The sequence below is a fragment of the Brevibacillus borstelensis genome (genome assembly GCF_037834415.1).
GTDB lineage: Bacteria > Bacillota > Bacilli > Brevibacillales > Brevibacillaceae > Brevibacillus > Brevibacillus borstelensis_A.
On record NZ_JAUMSJ010000005.1, the window covers coordinates 57,057 to 81,811 of the forward strand.

The window sequence follows — 24,755 nt, forward strand, 5'->3', positions numbered from 1 at the left end:
GGAACGAAAGCCGCCGTACGCGTGGTTAGATCAGTTCAAGTATGTTCGCCAATTCTTCCATGGAAAGATCGTCGTCTGCCAGGTCGCTCGGAGTAAGCTCTCCTTCCTTTATGGACATGCAGTGTTCCATGAGAACTAGCAGGTGCTTGCGATAGCTTTCCGCAAGGGCCACAATGGTATCTTCCACATACTGCTCGCTGTTGTAATGGAAGCTGATATGCAGCTGCCCCTCTTCCACAACGGCCGAGATGTCGAGAACAAATGGACGTTGTGATTGCGGGCTAAAGAAGTGTCCCGGCTGGATGGGGGAAAGGCCAAATGCCCCCTGCTTCTGATCGGAATCAAATTGTCCCAAATAGTTGAAATTGATTTCCGGTCGCAGGCTGAACTGCAGGGCAGGGCGGAATTCTCTTGCTGTCAAATAGCGAAGGATGTCGTAGCCAATCCCTTTTTTCGGGATACGCCGCAGGTTTTCTTTCACCAGTTTGATCTGCAGCGGCATGTCATCCGATTTTTCCATATCCAGAACCACCGGATATTGGGACGTAAACCAGCCGACCGTTCTGGAGATGTTTATGCGGGGCAGGATGTCTTCGCGCCCATGTCCCTCCAGGTTGACGACGATCTGCTTTGCTTGCAGCCATTCCTTGATGGAGAGGCCCAGCGCTGTCAGCAAGATGTCATGCGTCTCGGTACGGTACGCGTGATTGACGTGACGCAGCAGGTTTTCGGTCTGTTCGAGTGTCAATGACGTTTTCACCGTACGGGAATGCTTTTGCAGATTTTCCGTACTGGACATATCTGTAGACAGCGGCTTGCATTTCGCTGTGCGTTCCAGCTGTTCCCAATACGCCGTTTCTCTCAGCAGCTCATCGCTGAACGCGTATTCCTGAAGCTGCGCAGACCAGTCTTTGAAAGAATCCGTCTTTTCCGGCAAGACGATGTCCTCGTTGTGCAGGGCTTGCGTGTAGGCAGTCGCAAAATCCTCAAACAAAATGCGCCAAGACACGCCGTCTATCACCAGGTGATGGATCGCAATCAGCAAGTGGTCGCCATCGTTTGTTTGAAACAGAGCCAGCTTGACCAAAGGTCCCTCGGCCAGATCGATGCTTGCCTGCACTTCGGTGGCCAGGGCCGGGATGGTTTCGCTGATGTTCCGGTCCCTGGTCAAATCAAAGCAGTGGAAGTGGAACAAATCGCCCGCAAGTCCACGATTCACCTGCCTGATTTTTCCATTCTTCTGCCGATAGACCATCCGAAGTCCGTCGTGGTGTTCCACAATTTTCCGGAACGCTTGCTGAATCAGCTCTTCATCGAAGCCATCTGCCCGATAGAGCATGACCGCCTGATTCCAGTGATGCATGTCGGCATAGTTCTGTTCAAAGAACCAGTGCTGGATTGGCGTCAGCTCCACTTCTCCCTCAACAAGCCCCTGATCGATTTTTCTTCGGTTAGGGGTGACATAAGGAGCTACCTGCTCAATCGTCGGATACTGGAACAAATCTCTCATGTCCAGCTTCCAGCCGGCTGTGTGCAGACGAGTGGAAGCCTGAATCGCTTTAATCGAATCTCCCCCGCACTCAAAGAAATTGTCCTTGATGCCGATCCGCTCAAGCCCCAATACTTCCTGCCAGATCGCGGCCAGCAGCTGTTCCCGCTCGTCTCTTGGCGGCTCATACTCTCTTCCCGTGCTTTGCTCGCGCTCCGGCTCCGGCAAGGCTTTGCGGTCGATCTTGTCGTTCGGGGTCAGCGGCATTTTTTCCAGTGCGACAAAGTAAGACGGAATCATGTAGGCGGGCAGTTCTTTTGCCGCATATTCCCTGAGCTGTGCCGGGGTGACATCCCCTTCCGGTACGTAGTAGGCGCATAAATATGCTTGCCCATGGTGATCTTCGCGGGCGATGACGGCGGTCTCCCTAACCGCTGGATGCCGCAGCAGCAGGCTCTCGATTTCGCCCGGCTCCACGCGGTGGCCGCGAATTTTTACTTGATGGTCGATCCGGCCTAGGTACTCGATCTGGCCGTTCGGCAGCCATCTGGCCAGGTCCCCTGTCCGGTACATCTTCTCTCCCGGAATCAGCGGGTTGTCGACGAATTTTTCCGCCGTCAGCTCCGGCCTGTTCCAATACCCTCTCGCCAGCCCGGCGCCGCTGACGCACAACTCGCCCACCTGCCCAATCGGCACCAGGTGAAGGTGTTCATCCACAATAAAAGCGCGGGTGTTGAGGATCGGGCCGCCGATCGGCACAGAGGCGCTGCCCGAATCTGCGGGATCGGCATTGGCTGTCCAGATCGTCGCGCAAATGGTGGTCTCCGTCGGTCCATAGGCATTGATGTAGGTCACCTTGTCTTTCCATTTGTCGACCAGTGCGCGGGTGGTGGCGGAACCGGCCGTGACCAGCTTTTGGACGGAGGAAAGCCGCTCCGGTGCCAGGTGGATCAGGTACGTCGGCGGCAGCGTCAGGATGGTGATTCCCTGCCGGTTTACGTATTCTTCAAATTTCACGAAGTCGTTGATCGTCTCTTTCGGGATGATATGCAGGCTGGCGCCTACCGTCAGCGCCATGCACATTTCCCACATCGAGGCGTCAAACGAGGGGCTGGCAAACTGCCCGACCCGATCAGCCGGGGTGACTTTCAGCTGCTTTTCAAAAAATGCTTTCAGGTTGGCGATCCCTTTGTGTTCCAGCATGACTCCTTTTGGCTGGCCGGTCGTACCCGAGGTGTAGATGATATAAGCCAGATCGGAAGGCTGGTTGACGGAGACGGGATTTTCGCCGTCACCGGTATAGTTCCGTTCGTCTCCGAGATCAATCAACTGGACGTCCCCGCCGACTTTTGCAAACAGCTGCGATTGAGTCAGCACCAGCTTTGCGCCGCTATCTTGCAGCATGTAGCGGATGCGCTCTTCCGGATATTCCGGGTCGATCGGCAAGAAGGCTCCGCCTGCCTTGAGAATGGCGAGCGTACCGACTACCATCTCGAGCGAGCGCTCCACCATGATCGCCACGATCTGTTCCGGCTTGACTCCTTGTTCCCGCAGCCGGACGGCGAGGCGATTCGCTTTTTCGTTCAGCTCCCGATACGTGAGGCGCTCTTCGCCATAGACCGCTGCGATCTGTCCGGGACTTTTCTGTGCCTGCTCTTCAAACAGCTGCGGGATGGTCCGTTCCTTGAGGTACTCGCCTTCCGTATCGTTGAAGGCAACGAGCAGCTCCTGCTTCTCCGCTTCCGTGAGCATCTCGATCTCATGCAGCGCCTGCTCCGGATTCTTGGTCACGGCGTGCAGGATTTGCAGGAAATGACGGGACATTCTCTCGATGGTAGAGCGGGTAAACAGCTTCGTAGCATATTCGATGCGGAACAGGAGATCAGCCGGACTTTCCGTCATATGGAAGGCCAAGTCAAATTTCGCTACTGGCAAATCGTCCGCCGGTTCATACGGGTTGAATCGCAACTGATCGGTCTCTTCCGTTACGGTTTCGTCGTTCTCCAGAATAAACATCGTGTCAAACAGGGGATTCCTGCTCGGGTCCCTGGCGATGCCCAGTTTTTCGACGAGCGTTTCAAACGGATACTCCTGGTTCTCGTACGCTTGCAGGGCATGTTCTTTAACTTCCGATAGGAATTCCGTAAATGTTTTCGTTTTTGCCGGTCTGTTGCGCATAGCCAGCGTGTTGACAAACATCCCGACGACATGGGCCAGGTCAGGGTGCGACCTTCCCGAGATCGGCGTTCCCACCACAATCTCTTCCTGGCCGGAATACTTGGAGAGCAGAACATTGTAGGCGGCAAGCAGAACCATATAGAGCGTCGTTCCGGTTTGGTTGGCAATCCGGTAGAGGTCATCCATTAGCTGCTTTCCGGTTGCGGCGGTGACTTGATCTCCTTCAAAGCTCTGCACGGATGGCCGGGCGAAGTCTGTCGGCAGGTTGACAACCGGGAGCTCTCCCGCAAAGGCATTCAGCCAGTACGTTTCCTGCTTCTTGAACGCATCGCTGCGAAGCCAATCCTTTTGCCAAACGGCGTAATCTTTATACTGGATGCTTGGTTCCGGGAGGCTTAGTCCCTGATAGCACTCGATAAACTCTCTGGTAAACATCGCCATAGACTCACCGTCTACCGCGATATGATGGAAGTCATAAAGGAAATAATGGCGATTTTCGGCAACCTTTACCAGTCCAGCGCGTAGAAGAGGCGGCACGGCCAGATCGAATGGGCGCACAAACGACCGGAAAACCTGATCAATCTCCTCTTCCCGGGCTTCCATGTATTCGATGGGGACCCCCACCCGTTCATGGATTTTCTGAATCAATTCTTCCCCGATCATCTCATAGGAGGTTCTCAATATTTCGTGCCGTTCGATCAGTTTTTGCAGAGCCGCTTCGAACCTTTCCCGTTCCAGCACTCCATCCAATATCATCATGCCGGGCATGTTGTAGCTGATGCCTGCACCTTCAAGCTGATAGAGCAGATACATCCGCTTTTGCGCAGAGGAAACCGGGTAGTGATCCCGCTGTTCGGCCGGTTGAATAGAGGCATAGGACGTTTTGCCGGCAGCGGCGATGTAGCTGGCCATCTCAGCGATGGTCGGCGATTCAAACAGCGCTTTTAATGGAATCTCCACATCAAGCTCTTTATGCACACGGGTAATTACGGCCATCGCCTTCAGCGAATGTCCGCCGCATTCAAAGAAATTGTCCTTGATGCCGATCCGATCAAGCCCCAATACTTCCTGCCAGATCGCCGCCAGCAGCTGCTCCCTCTCGTCTCTTGGCGGCTCATACTCTCTTCCCGTGCTTTGCTCGCGCTCCGGTTCCGGCAGGGCTTTGCGGTCGATCTTGTCGTTCGGGGTCAGCGGCATTTTTTCCAGTGCGACAAAGTAAGTCGGAATCATGTAGGCGGGCAGTTCTTTTGCCGCATATTCCCTGAGCTGTGCCGGGGTGACATCCCCTTCCGGTACGTAGTAGGCGCATAAATATGCTTGCCCATGGTGATCTTCGCGGGCGATGACGGCGGTCTCCCTAACCGCTGGATGCCGCAGCAGCAGGCTCTCGATTTCGCCCGGCTCCACGCGGTGGCCGCGAATTTTTACTTGATGGTCGATCCGGCCTAGGTACTCGATCTGGCCGTTCGGCAGCCATCTGGCCAGGTCCCCTGTCATGTACATCTTCTCTCCCGGAATCAGCGGGTTGTCGACGAATTTTTCCGCCGTCAGCTCCGGCCTGTTCCAATACCCTCTCGCCAGCCCGGCGCCGCTGACGCACAACTCGCCCACCTGCCCAATCGGCACCAGGTGAAGGTGTTCATCCACAATAAAAGCGCGGGTGTTGAGGATCGGGCCGCCGATCGGCACAGAGGCGCTGCCTGAAACTGTGGAATCGGCATTGGCTGTCCAGATCGTGGCGCAAATGGTCGTTTCTGTCGGTCCGTAGGCATTGATGTAGGTGACCTTGTCTTTCCATTTGTCGACCAGTGCGCGGGTGGTGGCGGAACCGGCCGTGACCAGCTTTTGGACGGAGGAAAGCCGCTCCGGTGCCAGGTGGATCAGGTACGTCGGCGGCAGCGTCAGGATGGTGATTCCCTGCCGGTTTACGTATTCTTCAAATTTCACGAAGTCGTTGATCGTCTCTTTCGGGATGATATACAGGCTGGCGCCTACCGTCAGCGCCATGCACATTTCCCACATCGAGGCGTCAAACGAGGGGCTGGCAAACTGCCCGACCCGATCAGCCGGGGTGACTTTCAGCTGCTTTTCAAAAAATGCTTTCAGGTTGGCGATCCCTTTGTGTTCCAGCATGACTCCTTTTGGCTGGCCGGTCGTACCCGAGGTGTAGATGATATAAGCCAGTTCGGAAGGCTGGTTGACGGAGACGGGATTTTCGCCGTCACCGGTATAGTTCCGTTCGTCTCCGAGATCAATCAACTGGACGTCCCCGCCGACTTTTGCAAACAGCTGCGATTGAGTCAGCACCAGCTTTGCGCCGCTATCTTGCAGCATGTAGCGGATGCGTTCTTCCGGATATTCCGGGTCGATCGGCAAGAAGGCTCCGCCTGCCTTGAGAATGGCGAGTGTACCGACTACCATCTCGAGCGAGCGCTCCACCATGATCGCCACGATCTGTTCCGGCTTGACTCCTTGTTCCCGCAGCCGGACGGCGAGGCGATTCGCTTTTTCGTTCAGCTCCCGATACGTGAGGCGCTCTTCGCCATAGACCGCTGCGATCTGTCCGGGACTTTTCTGTGCCTGCTCTTCAAACAGCTGCGGGATGGTCCGCTCCTTGAGGTACTCGCCTTCCGTATCGTTGAAGGCAACGAGCAGCTCCTGCTTTTCCGCTTCCGTGAGCATCTCGATCTCATGCAGCGCCTGCTCCGGATTCTTGGTCACGGCGTGCAAAATTTGCAGGAAATGCCCGGACAGCCTTTCGATGGTCTTTCGCTTGAACAATTTTGTGCAATACTCCACTGTAAATTCGATTTCTGTCGGCCTCTCGTTTGCCTCCAGGGTGAGATCAAACTTGGCATGCTTCCCATTTGGCACATAAGGCGTAAACGTCGTCTGTCCGATCCGGAAAGGACGGGTATCCGTGTTTTGCAGGATAAACATCGTATCAAACAGCGGATTTCGGCTGACATCCCTTGGGATCCCCAGCTTATCGACAAGCGCTTCAAACGGGTAATCCGCATGTTCGAAGGCTTGCAGCGCCTGCTGTTTCACCTCTTGCAGGAATGCTTTGAATGTTTTGTTTCTGACCGGCTTGTTGCGCATAGCCAGCGTATTGACAAACATCCCCAGCATGGATTCCGTGTCTGCATGCGTTCTTCCCGCAATCGGCGTCCCGACAACGATGTTTTCTTGCCCGGAATACCTGGAGAGAAGCACATTGTAAGCGGCCAAGAGAACCATATAGAGCGTTGCGCCCGACTCCGCCCCAACCCTGTAGAGGGCCTCCAGAAGCTGCTTTTCTGCACGGAAGGCAAACCGCGCTCCTTCATAGCTTTGCACGGCTGGCCTTGGGTAATCGGTCGGAATTCCTTCACCCGGAATTTCGGTCGAGAACGTGCTGATCCAGTAGGCTTCCTGCTTCCTCGCTGCTTCCGTCTGGAAAAATTCGTTCTGCCAGATAGCAAAGTCCTTGTAGTGGATGCGGGGCTGAGGAAGAGCCTTTCCTTGATACAATTCAGCCCATTCCTTCATGAAGAGGTTGGTAGATACGCCGTCGGAGATCGCATGGTGCATATCGATCATCAAAAGCTGCCGCTGCTCGCCCAGCCGGACGAGTCCTGCCCGTATCAGCGGGGCCACTTCGAGATCAAAAGGACGGATAAACTGTTCAATGATCTGCTCCATCTGATCTTCGGCCGATTCAAAATAGTCGACGGGCACTTTTACCTTTTCGTGGATGCGCTGTACTGCTTCTCCATCAACCGTATGGAACGACGTCCGCAGGGATTCATGCCGATCGACCAGCTCGGCTATGGCCCGCTCCAATCGTTCCTGATCCAGTTCCCCATCGATCAGCATCATGGCAGGAAGATTGTAGACTGTGCCAGCATGATCCAGCTGATTTAAGATCATCATTCTTTTTTGTGCGGACGAAACCGGATAAAACGCCTGCTTGGAGGCAGCCGGAATGGCTGCAAAGCTCTCTTTGCTTGCCCCCTGGATATAACGGGCAACGGCTTGAATCGTCGGCGTCTGAAACAGCAAAGGCAGCGGAACCTCAACGCTGAACTCTTTTTTGATGCGGGAGACAAGCAGAATGGCTTTCAGCGAGTGTCCTCCCAGGGAAAAGAAGCTATCCTGGATCCCGATGGGCGCTGCCCCGAGAATCTCTTCCCAGATGCGGGCCATTTTTTTCTCCAGATCGTTCGTCGGGGCGACAAAAGCATTGCCGGTGCCTCTGCTCCCCTCCGGCTTTGGAAAGGCCCTTCTGTCGGTTTTTCCATTCGGCGTGACCGGAATTCGCTCCAACATCATGAAAAAGGATGGAATCATGTAGTCGGGCAGGAGTCGAGCCAGATAATCCCGCAGAATCTCATTATCCACGTCTGTTTGCGGAACCACGTAGGCGCACAAATACTTCCCGCCCGCTTCATCCGCACGATCGATGACCACCGCATCTTTGACACCGGGATGGTTGAGCAAATGCGACTCGATTTCACCCAGTTCAATGCGATGCCCTCTGATTTTCACCTGGTGATCGATTCGCCCCAGGTATTCGATATTCCCGTCAGGCAGCCAGCGGGCCAGATCGCCTGTTCGATACATTCGTTCCTGCGGCTCATACGGGTTTGCGAGAAACCTGGATGCCGTCAATTCCGGATTATGCAAATAGCCTCTCCCAACGTTCGCACCGGAAATATACAATTCCCCGACGATCCCCTCCGGCAGTAGTTGCTGTGCTTGATCCAATATGTAAATGCCGGTATTGGAAATGGGTTTGCCGATGGGAGGCAGCTCCGGAATCTCCGCTTGCGGGTCAATCGTGTACGTCGTGACGACATGGGTCTCAGATGGTCCGTAATGATTGTGCAAATAGACGCCATGCGTACGTAAAAAGCGTTGGAATTCCTTGGATACGACCAGTTGTTCCCCTGCTGTGACGATGTGTTTCACGCAGGACGGGAAACGATCGACAAACTCCTTTTCGTTGAAGACAAGCTTCAAAAAAGCGACCGGCAGAAACAAGATGCTGATCTCTTCGCGCTTGATGAGCGCAAACAGTTCTTCCACGTTTTGTCTCGTTTCAGCGCTGATCAGGTGCAATTCTCCTCCGGCGAGCAGGGTGGAGAATATTTCCTGATAGCACACGTCAAAGCTGCAGCTGGTGTATTGCAGTACTCTCTCATGAAAACTGATGCTGGTATGACGGAATGAATCATGCATCAGGTTCGCCATATTCCGGTGCTCAAGCATGACACCCTTTGGCTTGCCTGTAGTTCCTGAAGTATAAATGATATAAAACAAGTCGTCGGGTTGATTGATATTCTCTACAGGCTGCGAGCTTTCACCGAGGATAGCCTGGTCCAAAACATCTACCTTCTCGATGGCGGCGACAACCTTATGAAACAGATGAGGCTGCGTCAGCAAAAGCTGTGCGCCGCTGTCCTCCAGCAAAACAGCGATCCTTTCAGCAGGGAACTCAGGGTTAATCGGGACAAACGCTCCGCCTGCTTTTAACACACCCAGAATGCCTGCAATCATTTCGATCGAACGATCCATCAATACGCCGATCAGACGATCCGCTGAGATGCCTTTTTTGCGCAAAAATCTGGCAATCTGATTGGAGCGCTCATCCAATTCCCGGTAGGTCATCCGCCGATTTCCGAAGACGACTGCTGTTTTCTCCGGTGTTTTCTCTGCCTGTTCCACAAACAACTGATGAATCGTTTTCTCCGGAACGGCTTCCGTCTGTCCGCGCAATCCGGTTGTAAGCTTTTCCTTCTCCGCCGGTGAAAGCAGTGTGATGCTGCCCAACGGAATCTGCGGATTGGTAGCGACACACGCACTTGCTTCCTTGATGTGGCCTTCGATTCGTTTGATGAACGCTTCATCGTACGCGACCGCATTGTAATCGAGGCGAACATGGATCTCGTCCCTCGGATAAACCATGATCGTCATGTCATAGTTCGTCGGTTCAAAAAGAGCAACTTCACGAATGGTGAAACCTACCTGCTGCATCCGTATATTTTTCTGTAGGCCCTCCAGCAGCGGATAATTTTCGACCACCATAATATGATCGAACAAGTCCTGCTTCAGTTCGGTCTCATTTTGGATGTCATACAGAGGCAAATGCTCATATGGTTGCGAGTGAAGCGTTCTCTGATGGGTCTCTTGCACCAGTTGTGCGAACGTTTGTTCTTTATTCGACTTGATTCTGCAAGGAACGGTGTTGATAAACAAGCCAACCATTTTCTCGATCCCGATGATTTCAGGGGGACGTCCCGCTATGACGGAACCAAACACGACGTCACTGCAAGCGTTGTATGATTGGAGGACAATGCCCCAGATCGTTTGAAAAACAGTGGTGAGCGTAACCTGATGCTGATGAGCGATCTGTTGCAGCTGCCGGGTAAGATTGCGATCGATCGAAAAATGATATTGAACGGGACGGAAGGCTTCCGCATCGAAAGCGCTCCTTTTCGGCAGCGCCGCCTTTTGCTCGTAATCCTGGAGATACCCTCTCCAAAAGCGACGGGCTGCTTGTTTGTCTTGCTTCTCCAGCCAATTGATATAGCTGCTGTAGGGCAGGGCAGGCTCCAATTGCACAGGCTTTCCGCTCTTGAGAGCAAGGTAGATGGCAAGCAGATCGTCAAAAATGATCTGAAAGCACCAACCATCCATGACGATATGATGAAAACTCCAGAGAACCAAATAGTCGTCCTTCGCCAATTGCAGAATGGCAATTCGCATCAACGGATCTTTTGTCAGGTCGAAAACGATAGCTTGATCCTGTCGTTTATGCTGGGCGACCAGCTTCTCCTTTTCCTGTTCATCCAGAGACGACAGATCGTGATAATGGATGGGAACAGGCCGTTCTTTTAACACGATTTGAAGCGGCTGTTTTACTTTGTCGAACAGAAACGTCGTCCGAAATACATCGTATCTCTCTACCAGCATGTTCAAGCTTTTGATGAACAGGTCCATGTCCACATCTCCCTGCAGAGAGATCGACATTTGTACCAGATGCGTGTTTTTCTCCTTGTCAAGCAGGGCGTGAAATAACATGCCCTGCTGCATGGGGGACAGCAAATACATATCTTGAACCTGTTCTCTTGTAAATGCGTTCATTATGGCACCTCGCGTAAGGATGTTATAACCATAAATGTATGATTATGGATATGAAAACCAAAGCTTCGCCCTCTGGAAGCGATCCTCCCGTTACTTTCGCACGAGTGAATCAGCCAGCTGTGAAAAAATATCGTCGACCTCTTCCATGTCCAGTCCCTTGAAACTGAAATCGCTCGGTGTGCGTTCGGTCTCTTTTTTATTCAGACAATGATCAATAATGGCGATTAGATGCTTTTGGTAAAGCTCACTCAATTTTCTTACGGTTTCTTCCCTGTATTGCCGGTCGCTGTACGAGAATGTTGTCACCAGCTTTGCGTCTTCGATCAACCCGGTTATGTTTAGCGTTACATAGCTCTCGTTATCGGGACTGATGTTGTTTTTTCCATCCGGTCCCAATGTATTTCCCCCGCTGTAGGGAGAGCGGGTAAAGACTTCACTTTTCAGATCGGAGTCAAACTGCCCCAAATAGTTGAAGTTGATCTCCGGCTTGGGCAGGCATGAAAGGGACGAACGCGGCATCTCCGCCGTCAGGTACTTGAGAATCTCATAGCCGATGCCCTTATACGGGATTTTCCGCAAATGCTCCTTTGTCCTTTTGATGAAAAGGGACAAATCTTCCGTTTCGGTAATGGGAAGCACAACGGGATACTGCGCCGTAAACCAACCCACCGTCCGCGACACATTCGCCTGTTCGACGATATCCTCTCTCCCGTGGCCCTCCAGATTGATGACGATTTTCTCCATCCCGGCCCATTTCCTGACGGCAAGACCCAAGGCCGACAGCAAGATATCGTTGATTTCCGTGCTATATGCCTGATTGACGCGCTTTAACAGCTGCTCCGTCGCTTCGACGGACAACTCCATCCGAGCATTTCGAATGCTGCTTTGCCTGCAGTCGATGCTGTCAAAATCTTTGGGGAGCGCGACATGTGCCGCCTCGGAAACGACCGCCTGCCAATACGGAAGCTCCCTGACAGCCTCGCCCTGATTGGCATACTCCTGCAACCGGATTGACCAGTCTTTGAAGGAGTCCGTTTTTTCCGGCAGGACGATGTCTTCCTGTTCCAGCGCCTGGGTATAAGCCGAAGCCAGATCCTCCAGCAGGATTCTCCACGAAACTCCATCCGCCACCAGATGATGGATCACAATGAACAGATGGTCGCCGCGAGATGTTTGAAACAGCGCTGCTTTTACCAAGGGGCCTTCGTCCAGGCGGATGCAGCTGTGCAATCGTTTCGTCTCTTTCTCGATTGCCTGCTCTTCGTTGTCGTGCGTTCGGAAATCATAGGTCAAAAAGTCGTACCATTCTCCTTCCAGGCCGCGATTAACCTGAAGAATCTTGCCGTTCTCAGAGCGGTATACCATTCGCAGCGCATCGTGGTGTTCGACAAGCTTGGCGATTGCCTTCCGCAGTGCCGCTTCATCAAAACCGTGTGCGCGATACAGCATATAGGATTGGTTCCAATGATGCATACTCGCAAAATTCCGTTCAAAGAACCAATGCTGAATCGGTGTAAACGGAACGTGTCCGCTAACGATGCCTTGCTCGGATTTTCTGCCGATATGTGTCACGTAGGGAGCGACCTGTTCGATCGTCGGGTATTTCAGCAAGAATCGGGTCTCCACTTTTAACTGGTGGGCGTGCAGGCGGGCAGCCACTTGTATCGCCTTGATGGAATCTCCCCCAAGTGCGAAAAAACTGTCCCGGATTCCCACTCTTTTGACGCCTAAAACATCCTGCCAAATCGTTGCAAGGATTTCTTGTGTTGGGTTTTGAGGGGCTTCATATTCGTGTTCGGTTTGCGTAGGATCGGGTTCCGGCAAAGCTTTTCGATCCACTTTGTCGTTGGGGGTAAGGGGCATTTTGTCCAGCTTCACGAAATGGGCGGGGATCATGTACACAGGCAATTCTCTCGTCGCAAACTCCCGCAGTTCGGCTGAAGTGACTGGCGCTGTCGGCACAAAGTACGCGCATAGGCATTGCTGCCCAAGATGATCTTCACGCGCGACGACAGCTGCTTCTTTGATCCGTTCATGCTTGACGAGGACTTTTTCGATTTCCCCCAATTCGATCCGATGGCCTCTGATCTTCACCTGGTCATCGCTTCTGCCCAAAAATTGAATGTTCCCATCGGGCAGCCATCTCGCCAAATCGCCGGTTCGATACATTTTTTTACCTGGTTCGAACGGATTATCGACAAATTTCTCCGCGGTCAAATCCGGTCGATTCCAATACCCTCTGGCCAAGCCTACACCGCTGATGCACAGCTCGCCAGCCTCGCCAATCGGTTGAGGCGCAAGCTGTTCATCGACAATGTAAATTTTGGTGTTCTGAATCGGCTTGCCAATCGGAACCAAGCGGTAGTGGGGCTCATCGGAGGTGGCCACCCAGGCAGTCGCGCATATGCTGGCCTCGGTAGGACCATAGGCGTTGATATATGTTACCCGATCCTTCCAGCGATCGATCAGGGGAACGGAAGTGGCGGAACCTGCGGTGATCAGCTTGCGCAGCGTGGTGATCCGCTCTGGCGCCAGGTGAACCAGATACGTCGGCGGCAAGGTAATGATCGTGATTGCATGTTGATTCATGTATTCCTCAAATCTCGGCAGATCGTTAATCGTATCCTTCGGAATGATGTGCAGGCTGGCACCTGTAAATAAGGCCATAAAAAATTCGGACACTGACGCATCAAACGAGATGCTGGCAAATTGCCCAATCCTGTCTTCGCTTGTAATCTCCAGTATTTTTTGATAGAAAGGGATCACATTGGCGATACCCTTATGTTCCAGCAGCGTTCCTTTCGGCTTGCCGGTTGTGCCGGAAGTATAGATGACATAGGCCAGATCGTCTGGTTTGCTATCCACATCCAGATTGGTTTTTGGCTGGGAGGAAGAGGTCTGCTCATCCAATAACACGAGGCTGTCCTTGAACCCCGCTCCGAGGACGAGATCGACCAGGTGTTTTTGCGTAAGGACCACTTTTGTTTGACTGTCCTGTAAAATATATTCAATGCGGTCCAGCGGATACTCGACGTCAATGGGAAGATACGCTCCTCCCGCTTTTAGCACAGCCAAAATGCCGATCACCATTTCGCTGGATCGCTCGACCATAATGCCGACGACTTGGTCGCGGTGGACGCCTTTTTCCTGTAGAATTCTCGCCAGTTGATTTGCTTTGACATTCAACTGGCGGTAGGTAAGCCGCACATTTTCAAAAACGAGCGCGACACGGTCCGGAGTCCGTTCTACCTGCTCCTCAAATAGTTGATGAATGGTCTTATCGCGTGGATAGTCCGTTTCGGTACAGATAAAAGCAAGCAGTGATGCTTCCAGTTCGACATGGTCCGGAGTCTTCAGTCCGCTTAACAAGAATTTCCCTCCCTAATGCCCTTTCGAAGATAGAAAGTTGCTGCGCTACTTTTTTCGTCATGCCATTTTTCAAACTTTTTTCATGTTTGTGCGCGACAAGGAAGCATGGTCCAGAGTTGATCATTCTGACTGGAAGGTTGCTACCCATGCATAGAGGTGTATTCACGAATGTCGCCAAAGAGGGTCATGAAGCATGGTAAAAGCCATGAATCCGAATGATTCACATCCCCTCCTTTCGTAAGTCAGCACTTAACTCCAACTTACAATGTTGGGTTAAATTTACAACGAATCCCATTATATTACAACATGGCGATAAAAAGTCTTTATTTTCAAAATGTTCTTTTTGATTAAATTCTGGCCCTGCCAGTAAGTTTCTGTCAAATCTGATGTGTTAGCTGCAAGGATAGAATGATTCGTTAGATTACTAGCTCCTGCCGATTTACCTATATGAAATTATGCATGGGCCAAATCTACTGTCCATGACCTACCTTTTATTTCTCCTCTATCGTTTTTACGCTTGCGGAGGGTTGACCCTTATGTATAATATTGAGATATACAATTTCTTCCAATAGAAAGTGGTGTGTTGCAGCCGTGTCTTTTTGGAAACACAAGGTGGTAGTGCTTACAGGGGGCACAAGCGGTTTGGGGCTGTTTTTACTAGAACAACTGACAAGAGCGCAAGCAAAAATGGTTGTGATAGGGAAACGTCCGTATGATCGCGTGGAGAATCGCGAAGAATTGGATCACCACTGCGTAAGAGCAGATTGCGTACACAATACTCGGGACGCCGGTATCGAGCATCGCGCCCAGCACGGCCAGCATCGCATATTGAATCGTGTAGAAAAGATAAATCCCCAAATGTACATACATAATGTGTACGGCGATTTCGTAGACAATATACAAAATATACCATTTATTTATTGTAAATAAATTTCCCTTTGAAACTTTTAGTCAAAATCTGACAGCGGTCGCTAGTAATAGGGCCCCTTTCATTCTTAGATTTATCCCAGACCTGCAAGCAAGGAAGGGTTCCTGCTCGTAAATATGAAAAAACCACCCGGTTGTTCTAGGTGGTATGGGGGACAGATATAGCTGGCATTCGCACGCCAAAAACAGACTGGATTTGATCGTTTCCACAAACTGCTGTGCACAATTAGTCGTAAAACCGAACAATTGCCCCGAACAGATCGGTTGCGGCTTGGAGCAGAACGAATAAATGCATTGTCGACCGTATAGGGTATAAGTTGCCGCTCCGAATCTGTGCTGTTCTTCGTTAGATAACGATATCCCTCTTCTCCTCTCGCTTCCACATGAGAATAAGAAAGAGGACGCTGATTGCACCCATCGCAAAGTACGAGGTGGGAACTACCCATTTAGGTACCCATATACTTATGATGCGTACGATCAAATAAGACAGCCCGTAGGCGATCATGGCAATAAAAAACGGAATTTGTATGGCAATCAAGGAAACAAAATTCGGCATGATGCTTGAAAAGGACATAGCCAGCAGAGCGAAAACGAACCCGAGAATGTAGACTCCAACGGCTGACAATATCATATACTGGAAAAACGTCGGATCGTACCAGGAGTAATTTTCAATAAACATATGGAGCGGAACTTTGAAAAACATGGATGTACGGTTTAACGAGTAAAGACCGAAATAAATAAGCAGCAAGGTTGTCATCACGATAAAGGCGGAAATCATTCCTGCGGCAGCTTTGGTTTTATATACATTCCGTCCCTTTTTCGTTGCATACTGCAATTCCAGCACCCGATTCGAACGATCTTTCAAAAAAACCGGTGAAATGACCAGTACCACGCTCAAAATAACAGCAATCGCGACACGCGAAATATAGCTTTTGAAGTTCTCGATTGCCACTTCTGGATAGACTGGATAGTGCTCTGCTTCCTTCAATGCAAGGAACCGTTCCTTTTGCTGTGAAGATGCCTTATTTAGATAACCATCCAGGCTCTTTTCCCGGGTTTCGTAAAACTCTATCAATCTCCCTCTCTCTGTAAGCTCCCAAAACAAATCGACTTTATCTTTGAACATGACTTTCGTAAACAGTGCGTCTTGCTCTTTGTTGTCCAGATCAATCTTCAAAAAGTCTGCATAAGATTGAATGCCTGCATCCGTAAATTCTTTTCTGGATTGCACATACTGATCCGCTTGCTTTACTCGCTCATCATAGATTTTTTTGAAATCCGCGAATTCTTGTTCATCCATCTGAGTTCCGTACTTTTCAATCATCTCGACCCCTATCCGATACGAGTCAAGAGACGGTCTTCCATTAGGGAAATAAGCAAGATAAAAGTCTATGAAAAGGAAATACACAAGAGAATTCGCGATGAAAAGCAAGAGCAGTATTTTCCACGTAAGTATTTTCTTTATTTCATGGAATAAAATGGGCATGACTTTTCTCCTTACTGTATATCTTGTTTCTTGCATGTCTTCACGCTGATGCAGCAGAAAGCGCTGGCGATCATCGTCCAAACACCGACCGTAATCGTTTCATAATGCTTAAACATCGTAAGACCGCTGTTGCCCATAAAGAACATATGCGGGTTCATCACCAGCACGGCTGGATTGAATCCAGTGATTAGCATCAAACTCGCAAAAGAAGGCATAAAGCCCGGGAGCAAAAGAGCAATCGCAAAGCCGGCGGCACAGAGGAAGAATGTGAAATAATTGTTCTTCACAAAAAGCGAGATGGCAAACGCAATGGCAGAAAATAAAAGCATGCACGCATAGACGAGCAGAATGCTACAAAAAAGAAACGTTGCAAATGACATATTCCACCAGGACACATAAGGGAGATTATACTCCCAGTTAAACGCGCTGCTTATCGAACTTCCCCAAAGACTGGAGTAATCGAACACCGAGAAAAAAGCACCGAGGGTCCCGAATAACAAAATAGCGGTAATTGCGGTTGCCGTTAATAAAGAAGCGGCCAGTTTATCTGGCATCAAGCCACGCCCTCTTTTTGTTGAGTAGGTGACAAGATGCGTTCCGTTTTCAAACTCGAAATTACTGATCAAAGCCGTCGCCAGGACAATCAATATCAGCGCTTCAAAGATCAGATGCCCGAACATGGTTCGAAACAAAAAGCTGTGCATCCTATACGGCTTGCCTGCCAAAAACCACTGTTTATGCTCGCCATTTTCTTTCATTTGTTCAAACCGCTGCGAAAGTTGATCGTATCCATCTAACAATGCCATTGCCGCGCTTCCGCTCAATTGGTACTTCTCCACTTCCAACTCGGCAATCTTTCTCCAATCAAGCTGGCTGTATTGGCTGTCGATACTGTTTGCCAGAGCGAAATACATCTCCTTTACCTGTAATCGAGTAAAGAAAGTCCATTCTTGTCGGCTGTAAAGATCACGGTCTTTACTATGCAAGCTGTCTAAAAATTCATGAACGCTATGAAAATCGCGCCCGGATTTTTTTCGGGTGATTTCATTCAGCTTGACAAGATCCGCTTGCAAATCCTGTTTGAACCGGTGCCAGGACTCGGGAGTAATCTTCCCTCCATAGGTTTCTGTCAATTCATTGGCGACCTGCAATTCTTCCTTCAGATCAGAATGACTGAAAATCAAAAATATGTTGAAGCTCGCAAATAAAAGGAGCAGTGCAACCAGAATCGGCGACGAAAACGCTTTTTTGCATTCGTGAAAAATGATTCTCATTGCGATCACACTTTCGCGGGTAATTCATCGCCGTATTCGTAAAGGAAAACATCTTCCAGGCTAGGCGCTGCCGGCCTCCACTCTGCTTCTGCCCTGCCTTTATGGATAAACCGGATGATCATTTTTCCGCGTTCCTGTTTCTCAGACAGTACGACATACAGCTTTCTGAACTCGTCTAACCGCTCGAAATCGATGGATGTCTCATAAACATGCCCGTCAAGTGTCTCGCAAATGTTTGCCACCGAGTCTTTATAACGAATTTGCCGATTTTTAATCATAATCACTTCGTTGGCGATCGATTCAATGTCCGATACGATGTGAGTCGAGATGATTACGAGCCGATCTCTTGCAAGCCCCGTGAGCAGGTTCCGGAATCTGGCCCGCTCTTTTGGGTCCAGTCCTGCGGTAGGCTCGTCCAAGATAAGGATTTTCGGGTTATTTAAGAGAGCCTGCGCGATTCCGACACGCTGAATCATCCCCCCTGAAAATTTTCTCATTTTTTTATTGACTACATCGCTTAATGCCACTTTCTCCAACAGTTCCGCTATCATCCGATCCGCCTCTTTTTTCCCAATTCCCTTTAATGCGGCCAAGTACAGTAAGTATTGTTTTGGCGAATAGTTTTTGTAGTAGCCGAACTGCTGCGGCAGGTACCCGAGCAATGCGCGGTACTCTTCATCCAAATCAAAGATGTTTTTCCCGTCATAAAGAATTTCCCCTTCGCTTGGCGAAATCAGGGTCGCCAGCATCTTGATTAACGTCGTTTTCCCGGCGCCATTTGGAGCCAACAGCCCATATACTCCGTTTTTCAACTCCAACTGAATATGCTGCAGGGCACAGAAGTTCCCATAGTGTTTGCTCACGTTTTTCACGATGATCATGTTCAGAAAGCCTCCTCCATATGCTTGCGATGAACGAATGTATTCAAATACTTCCCATAAATCAAAATGCTTCCGATGATGACAAGCGCATAGACAAACAGCGGCAAGTTAAGGAGAACCTCGCTGTACAGCTTGTGGTCCACATATTGCAGGAGCAGATTGCCGAAGGTCCACACGAGAATCGTCGCGGCCAGGACAGCCGTCGAACGCCGCTGCATCATGGCGTACAGGAACAGGATGGAAAAGATGAACAGTCCTGTAATGGAAACCATAAATGCTCGGAAAAATGAAATGTCATACACCATGGCCATGAAAGAAATCATCACCGTATTGACCAAAATGGATACTACGCTGAAAAACAGCATCCGGAAGGCGATGACTTGGTACACATGATATCTGCACGACATTTCAACTTCGTAGGTGCCATTCCTGATTTTCGTTGCATACGTATAGAGCGAAAGGCTCAGAAACAAGACAGGCGAGACCAAAAAGATAAAAGCGTACATATCATGCACCCTTGCACGGACTGGTTCAAGGCCAATGAAAGCAGTACTTGCACTTAATAAGGCGATAGCCGCAACCAGGATGACAACGAGTTCTGTACGGTCCCAAAACAAGTGTCTGATCCCGACTCGCCCGTACATTTCTCTCAGATAAGAGAAAAACGTTTCCTTTGGTTTGACGCCTCCCATCACAATTTGCTCGATTTGAGCTTGTATCGTCCGTTCATCCGGCATGGGAATATGAAATTTTTCCTTATCCATGGTGTTCCTCCATCCCCTTTCTAATCTGCTTCAAGGCGCCATAGTACTTCGTTTTTACCGTCGACTGCGGGATTTTCTCGATGGCAGCGATTTCCTGAAACGTGTATTCCCCGAACAGCTTAAGCCGGACGATATGCTGCGAGGCTGCATCCAGCTCATTGACAAGCGCTGTGATTTTCGCAAAATCCTCTTTGTACTCAAGCGAAACGGCCATATCCTGGTCATCTTCAAACTCGTAATCTTCGATCGGTTGGACGAGTTTCGCATCTTTGTAGCTGCGCGACCTGTAAAAATCGATCAGCCGGTTGGATGCCAGCTTGTAGAGCCAAGTTCGGAATGAGGCCTTCTCACTGTCGTAATTCTTGATTGACTTCAGGACGCTAATAAAAATTTCCTGAGTGAGATCAAGGGACAACTCACCATCTAGTGTTTGTTTATAAATAAACGCGTACATTTCTTTGTAATATTTCGAAACGAGTTTGTTCGCCGCAGACCGGCTGGCGTCATTCTTAATTCTTTCAATCCAGCGCATTTCACTATCCATACTTCACCTCATGCTTCTTTCGTTGATTCATGGCCTCCTGAAAGTATATCCGTAAAAAGTCCAGGAATAGTTTGACGCCAGTCAAAGAAAGTTTTAAATAAGTCGAAGTTTTTTCAAAATGTTGCACAGATATCGACTTCTGATACTCATCGGCTGAGTATGCTACGATGTTTCTATCAAATATAAAATGAGCAAGACGCTGCAACAAAAAAGAAACAACCCTTGAATTTCAAAGGGTTGAATGTTGGAATGCTCATGTCAATTACAGCAGTATTGGTGCAAAATTTCTTGTTTGTTCTTTTAAGAAACAAGCTTCAAACCTGTAACGCCAATAATGATGAGCAGCAAGCTGACAATGCGCGTCGCGCTTCTGGATTCGCCGAAAAAGATCATATTGATCAGGACGGCACCTGCTGTTCCGATACCAATCCAGACAGCATAAGCGATACTCAATTGCAAGTAACCAAATGCCTGATACAGGAAGGCAAATGACAAGGCAAACCCGCCGACGAATAGTCCCCCATTGCGGAGGTTCTTTCTCTGGCTGAACAGCTTCAAGCCGACGACACCGACGATTTCACTGATTGCAGCAATCGTAACAAACAACCACCCCATTATGCATGCATCCTTTCTTCCCCTTTATTATCCGCCAGCTTTAAACCAACAACTCCAGTCACAAGCAGCCCGATAAAAATCAATGTGAGCACATTCAAACTTCCGCCAAAGAAGAAGGAATCCATCAATACAGTCCCGATAGATCCTACCCCAGCGAATACCGCATAGACGGTTCCGGTCGGCAACTGTTCACAGGATTTTGAAAGAAAATAAAAATCGATGAAAATCACACCTACCACAAGTGCCCATTGCCATGAAGATTCCGCTGTACGAAATCCAAAAACCCAAACCATCTCGAGCAAACACGTAATGACGACATACATCCAGTATTTATTCAATTCCAAGCACCTCCAAATGAATGATATTCAGTCATTTTTGTTTAAGATTCGGCACACTTTATGGGCGCAAAGCATGCTCTAAAAATGTCAGTAATTCAGCCTTTTGATTGGCTTCGTTTTGAGGGTCGTACGCATCATACAAAAACACTTGCTCCGCGGCTGATTCAATCAGCCCAAGCACTAGTCTGGCCGTACGGGCTGCATCTACCGTTTCGCGAACCAGACGGCGTTCTTTGCTTGTTTCGATCAGGGAAGCTACCAAATCGTACAGCGACGTGTATATTGTCTCCCACTCGCTTATATGTTCTGTTGTTGACAGACCTGCATAGACAAGAACGGTCACATCGCGAAATTCACCCGTCACCTGAAAGATGGCATCCACCAATTGGCTCAGTTGTTCTTTTAAAGGATCTTCAACGGAAACGGCAGCTTCAATTTTTTTCATAAATTGCAAAACGATTTTCTCCGCAATTGCAGGCATCACAGATAACTTAGAGGGAAAATAGAGATAAAACGTCCCCTGGGCAATCTCCGCTTTTTTTACAATGTCTGCTATTTTGGTTTTTTCAATGCCTTTCTCTTTAAAAACCTCGATGGACGCTTGAACGATCTTTTCCTTTTTGTCCATATTGCTGAACCTCCAACAAAAATGACTGAACATCATTCATTTTATCGTGTGGATTCGCAAAAGTCAATCACCCATGAACAAGGACGAGGCCCGCCCATTAAAGATTTTGGCCAAAAACAGGTATGCCTTTTTTTCGCACGTTGGAAGAAGCATAAGTCGGTTTCCCCCCAAAGGGTTCCACCGACTCTTTCTGAACGTGAGCGTCCCCCTGCGACGTTGGGGGTGCTGCATGGCAGTGGTCGAAGCACATGCGGCCAAGAAGGGTCTGGAGCTGCAGATACCTGCTTCTTGCTTATCCAATGATCCCCAGTCAAGTTTACCCGGCTGGACACCGGTTACACATGAACCAAACCGTCTCTTTGCCATTGCAAGAAGCCACCGCCCAAGTTCAACACTTGCTTGAATCCGTTTGCCTGCAGGATGCTTGCGGCGATGGCGGAACGAGCGCCTGAACGGCATTGCATGAGAATGGGCTTATCCTTGGGGATTTCATCCAGACGTCTTGGCAGCGTTCCGAGCATGATATGCTGCGCATTTGGAATGTGGCCTTCCTTCCATTCGCTCAGACTTCGTACATCGATGACGTGTACGTTTCCTGACTCCACGTCTTTTGCGATCTCCAGGGGGGTAACCTCGGCGTACGATTCGTGCGAAAAGGCACCGCTGGAGAGAACTTTCCCAAATTCGATATATCCTGCTACATTGTCAATCCCCACTGAACGCAGCGCTCTCAGGATTTGATCGAGTTGGTCCGGACTGGTCAGCAGGTACAACGGACGGTCATAATCGATAATCCACCCAGCCCAATTGGCAAAGCTCTTGTTCCAAGGAATGTTTAGTGTTCCTTCAACATGCCCCTGTGCAAATTCCTGCGCGTTGCGCGTATCTACAATTTGTTCGGCTCCGAGCAGCTTTTTTATCTCTTCCAGCGATGCAATTTCCGTCACAGAAAAAAGATCTTCAAGCAACGCAGGGCCTTCTTTATTGACGCGCTTCATCACGGCAAAATATTTGGGAGGCTCCGGTTGTCCATCAAGCAGCGCTTGTACGAATTCCTCCTCGTCCGTGTAAGACATCGCCCAGTTAAACAGCTTTTCGTAACCCACGGTCGAAGACGGGACGGCCCCCAACGCTTTGCCGCAAGCGCTGCCTGCGCCATGAGCCGGCCAAACCTGCAGATAATCCGGCAGCTGCTTAAACTTCGACAAGGATTTGAACATTGCTCTGGCCCCCGAGTCGGAGGCTCCCTTGACGCCCGCCGCTTTCTCGAGCAAGTCGGGTCTTCCGATATCTCCTGCAAAGACGAAGTCCCCGGTAAAAATGCCAATGGGACGATCGGCATTTCCTCCGCGGTCCGTCAACAGGAATGAAATGCTTTCCGGTGTGTGGCCCGGCGTGTGCATGACCTCGAAAAGGAGATTGCCGACCGTGAAACGATCCCCATCCCGCAGGAACTGGTGGTTGAGGCTATCGGCATATTGATATTTCCAGTCCGCTCCGCCTTCATCGGAAAGATACAGCTTCGCTTTGTGAGCAACGCCAAGCTCGCGGACACCTGAGACAAAGTCGGCGTGAATATGCGTTTCTGTGGCTGCTACGATCGTCACTCCTTCCGCTTTGGCTGCTTGAACGTATGGTTCCAAATGGCGGCTCGGGTCGATCACAATCGCTTCTCCAGTTTTTTGACAGCCCACCAAATAGGATGCATGGGCCAGTTTGTCGTCGTAAAAGTAACGCAACAGCATGGTGTATTTCCCTTCTTTCTTCGTCTTATTTTCCGCAAGAATGGAAAACTGTCTCTTACATCAGCCCTTTCAACATGCCATTCCAGTACATAATGGGAAGCACATTTCTTTTCAGCAGGTACATGCTGAACCGCTCCTTGGACTGATCAAACGGAAACGTTTCTCGCGGCTCCTGATTGTAGTCAAATTCGGCCAGCACCAATTTGTTGTACCCCGTGACCAGCGGACAAGAGGTATACCCGTCGTACTTCGCGTGCAAAGGTGCGCCGTTCATCAAAGAAAGAATGTTTTGGACAACAACCGGAGCTTGTTTGCGAATCGCCGCCCCTGTTTTGGAGGTCGGGAGATTGGCACAGTCGCCAATACCGAATACATTGGCAAATGTTTTGTGCTGCAGCGTGTACGGATCGACGTCGACCCAGCCTCCCGCATCCGCCAATGGGCTGTCCTCTATGAAATCGGGCGCTTTCATCGGCGGGGTCGCATGGAGCATGTCGTACTTCACTACTTCCTGTTCCTTGGTATCCAGGTTCTCAAACACGGCTTCTCTTGTTCCCGGACGCACTTCGATCAGGTTTCTTTTGTACATTGTGCGTATGTTCTTGCGCTGGACGACCTTGTCAAGTGTATTTGCGTATTTCGCGACATCGAAAATGGTTGACTTCGCCGAGGCAAAAATAATTTGCGACTGATTGCGGACATTCGTCCTGCGGAAAAAGTCATCGGCCAAGTACATAATTTTCTGCGGCGCTCCCCCGCACTTCACGGGAGAATTCGGATGCGTAAAAATGGCGGTGCCGCCTTTGAAGTTCCTGATGCTTTCCCATGTGCTGTCGACCGTTTGGTACGAGTAGTTGCTGCAAACGCCGTTTTTCCCGACAGCGTCCCTTAATCCTTTGACCCCGTCCCAATTGATTTGGAGCCCGGCGGACACGACGAGATAATCGTAGGAGTAAACCGTTCCCTGTTTCGTAAGCAGCGTATTCTGCTGTGGTTGAAACTCTGTGACCGCATCGCGAATCCAATCGACGCCACGGGGGATCAGGGAGGCTAGTTCGCGCTCCGACTCCTCCTTCTTCGCGGCTCCTCCCCCGACCAATGTCCACAAGGGCTGATAATAGTGCTTTGTTTCTGGATCAATGACGGCGATGCGTCCTTTGAGCTTCCTGGCGCCCCTGATAAAACGGGCAGCCACGGAGATGCCAGCGGTCCCGGCCCCTACAACGACAACAGAATAATGCATTTGGCTTGTCATGTTTCCCTCCCTTGGCACGCTTTTTTTGATTTGTGTCTATGCTTGGATGATGAGATGTACATCTCTTTCTCCAGTTTATTTTCGGGTTTGTCAGTTCCATATAGGGGAACTCCCCTACATTCACGCACGTCCTG

13 protein-coding genes are annotated in these 24,755 nt (G+C 50.1%); all 13 read right to left on the bottom strand.

The window, feature by feature from the left end:
- Positions 1-25: 25 nt before the first annotated feature.
- Positions 26-10,795 (bottom strand): amino acid adenylation domain-containing protein, encoded by a 10,770-nt coding sequence (locus tag Q3F21_RS06870; protein ID WP_340250757.1) that lies wholly within the window; start codon positions 10,793-10,795, stop codon positions 26-28.
- Positions 10,796-10,885: 90 nt separating this feature from the next.
- Positions 10,886-14,152 carry an amino acid adenylation domain-containing protein gene (locus tag Q3F21_RS06875; RefSeq protein WP_425341227.1) on the bottom strand — a complete coding sequence of 1,089 codons (3,267 nt, stop codon included), beginning with the start codon at positions 14,150-14,152 and terminating at the stop codon, positions 10,886-10,888.
- A 669-nt stretch (positions 14,153-14,821) separates the two neighbouring features.
- Entirely contained in the window at positions 14,822-15,067 is a 246-nt protein-coding gene (locus tag Q3F21_RS06880) for a hypothetical protein (protein WP_340250759.1), read from the bottom strand.
- 370 nt (positions 15,068-15,437) lie between these two features.
- Entirely contained in the window at positions 15,438-16,415 is a 978-nt protein-coding gene (locus Q3F21_RS06885) for a hypothetical protein (protein WP_340250760.1), read from the bottom strand.
- A gap of 173 nt (positions 16,416-16,588) precedes the next feature.
- Positions 16,589-17,851, bottom strand: coding sequence for a hypothetical protein (locus Q3F21_RS06890; protein WP_340250761.1), 1,263 nt, complete (start codon positions 17,849-17,851; stop codon positions 16,589-16,591).
- A gap of 5 nt (positions 17,852-17,856) precedes the next feature.
- The gene (locus Q3F21_RS06895) at positions 17,857-18,732 is read right to left on the bottom strand and encodes an ABC transporter ATP-binding protein (RefSeq protein ID WP_340250762.1); all 876 of its coding nucleotides are present in this window, start codon (positions 18,730-18,732) and stop codon (positions 17,857-17,859) included.
- Between the two features lie 2 nt (positions 18,733-18,734).
- Complete coding sequence (locus Q3F21_RS06900; protein ID WP_340250763.1) at positions 18,735-19,496, bottom strand: hypothetical protein; 762 nt, start codon at positions 19,494-19,496, stop codon at positions 18,735-18,737.
- Positions 19,489-20,040, bottom strand: coding sequence for an RNA polymerase sigma factor (locus tag Q3F21_RS06905; RefSeq protein WP_340250764.1), 552 nt, complete (start codon positions 20,038-20,040; stop codon positions 19,489-19,491). Before Q3F21_RS06905 ends, Q3F21_RS06900 begins: the two co-directional genes overlap by 8 nt.
- A 300-nt stretch (positions 20,041-20,340) precedes the next feature.
- A complete protein-coding gene (locus tag Q3F21_RS06910; RefSeq protein WP_340250765.1) occupies positions 20,341-20,655 on the bottom strand; it encodes a DMT family transporter in 315 nt (104 codons plus the stop codon).
- Positions 20,655-20,978, bottom strand: a complete 324-nt coding sequence (locus tag Q3F21_RS06915) for a DMT family transporter (RefSeq protein ID WP_340250989.1) — start codon at positions 20,976-20,978, stop codon at positions 20,655-20,657. Before Q3F21_RS06915 ends, Q3F21_RS06910 begins: the two co-directional genes overlap by 1 nt.
- 73 nt (positions 20,979-21,051) lie before the next feature.
- Positions 21,052-21,621 carry a TetR family transcriptional regulator gene (locus Q3F21_RS06920; protein WP_340250766.1) on the bottom strand — a complete coding sequence of 190 codons (570 nt, stop codon included), beginning with the start codon at positions 21,619-21,621 and terminating at the stop codon, positions 21,052-21,054.
- 335 nt (positions 21,622-21,956) lie between these two features.
- Complete coding sequence (locus tag Q3F21_RS06925; protein WP_340250767.1) at positions 21,957-23,366, bottom strand: MBL fold metallo-hydrolase; 1,410 nt, start codon at positions 23,364-23,366, stop codon at positions 21,957-21,959.
- 55 nt (positions 23,367-23,421) lie between these two features.
- Positions 23,422-24,621, bottom strand: a complete 1,200-nt coding sequence (locus tag Q3F21_RS06930; RefSeq protein WP_340250769.1) for an NAD(P)/FAD-dependent oxidoreductase — start codon at positions 24,619-24,621, stop codon at positions 23,422-23,424.
- Between the last annotated feature and the right edge of the window lie 134 nt (positions 24,622-24,755).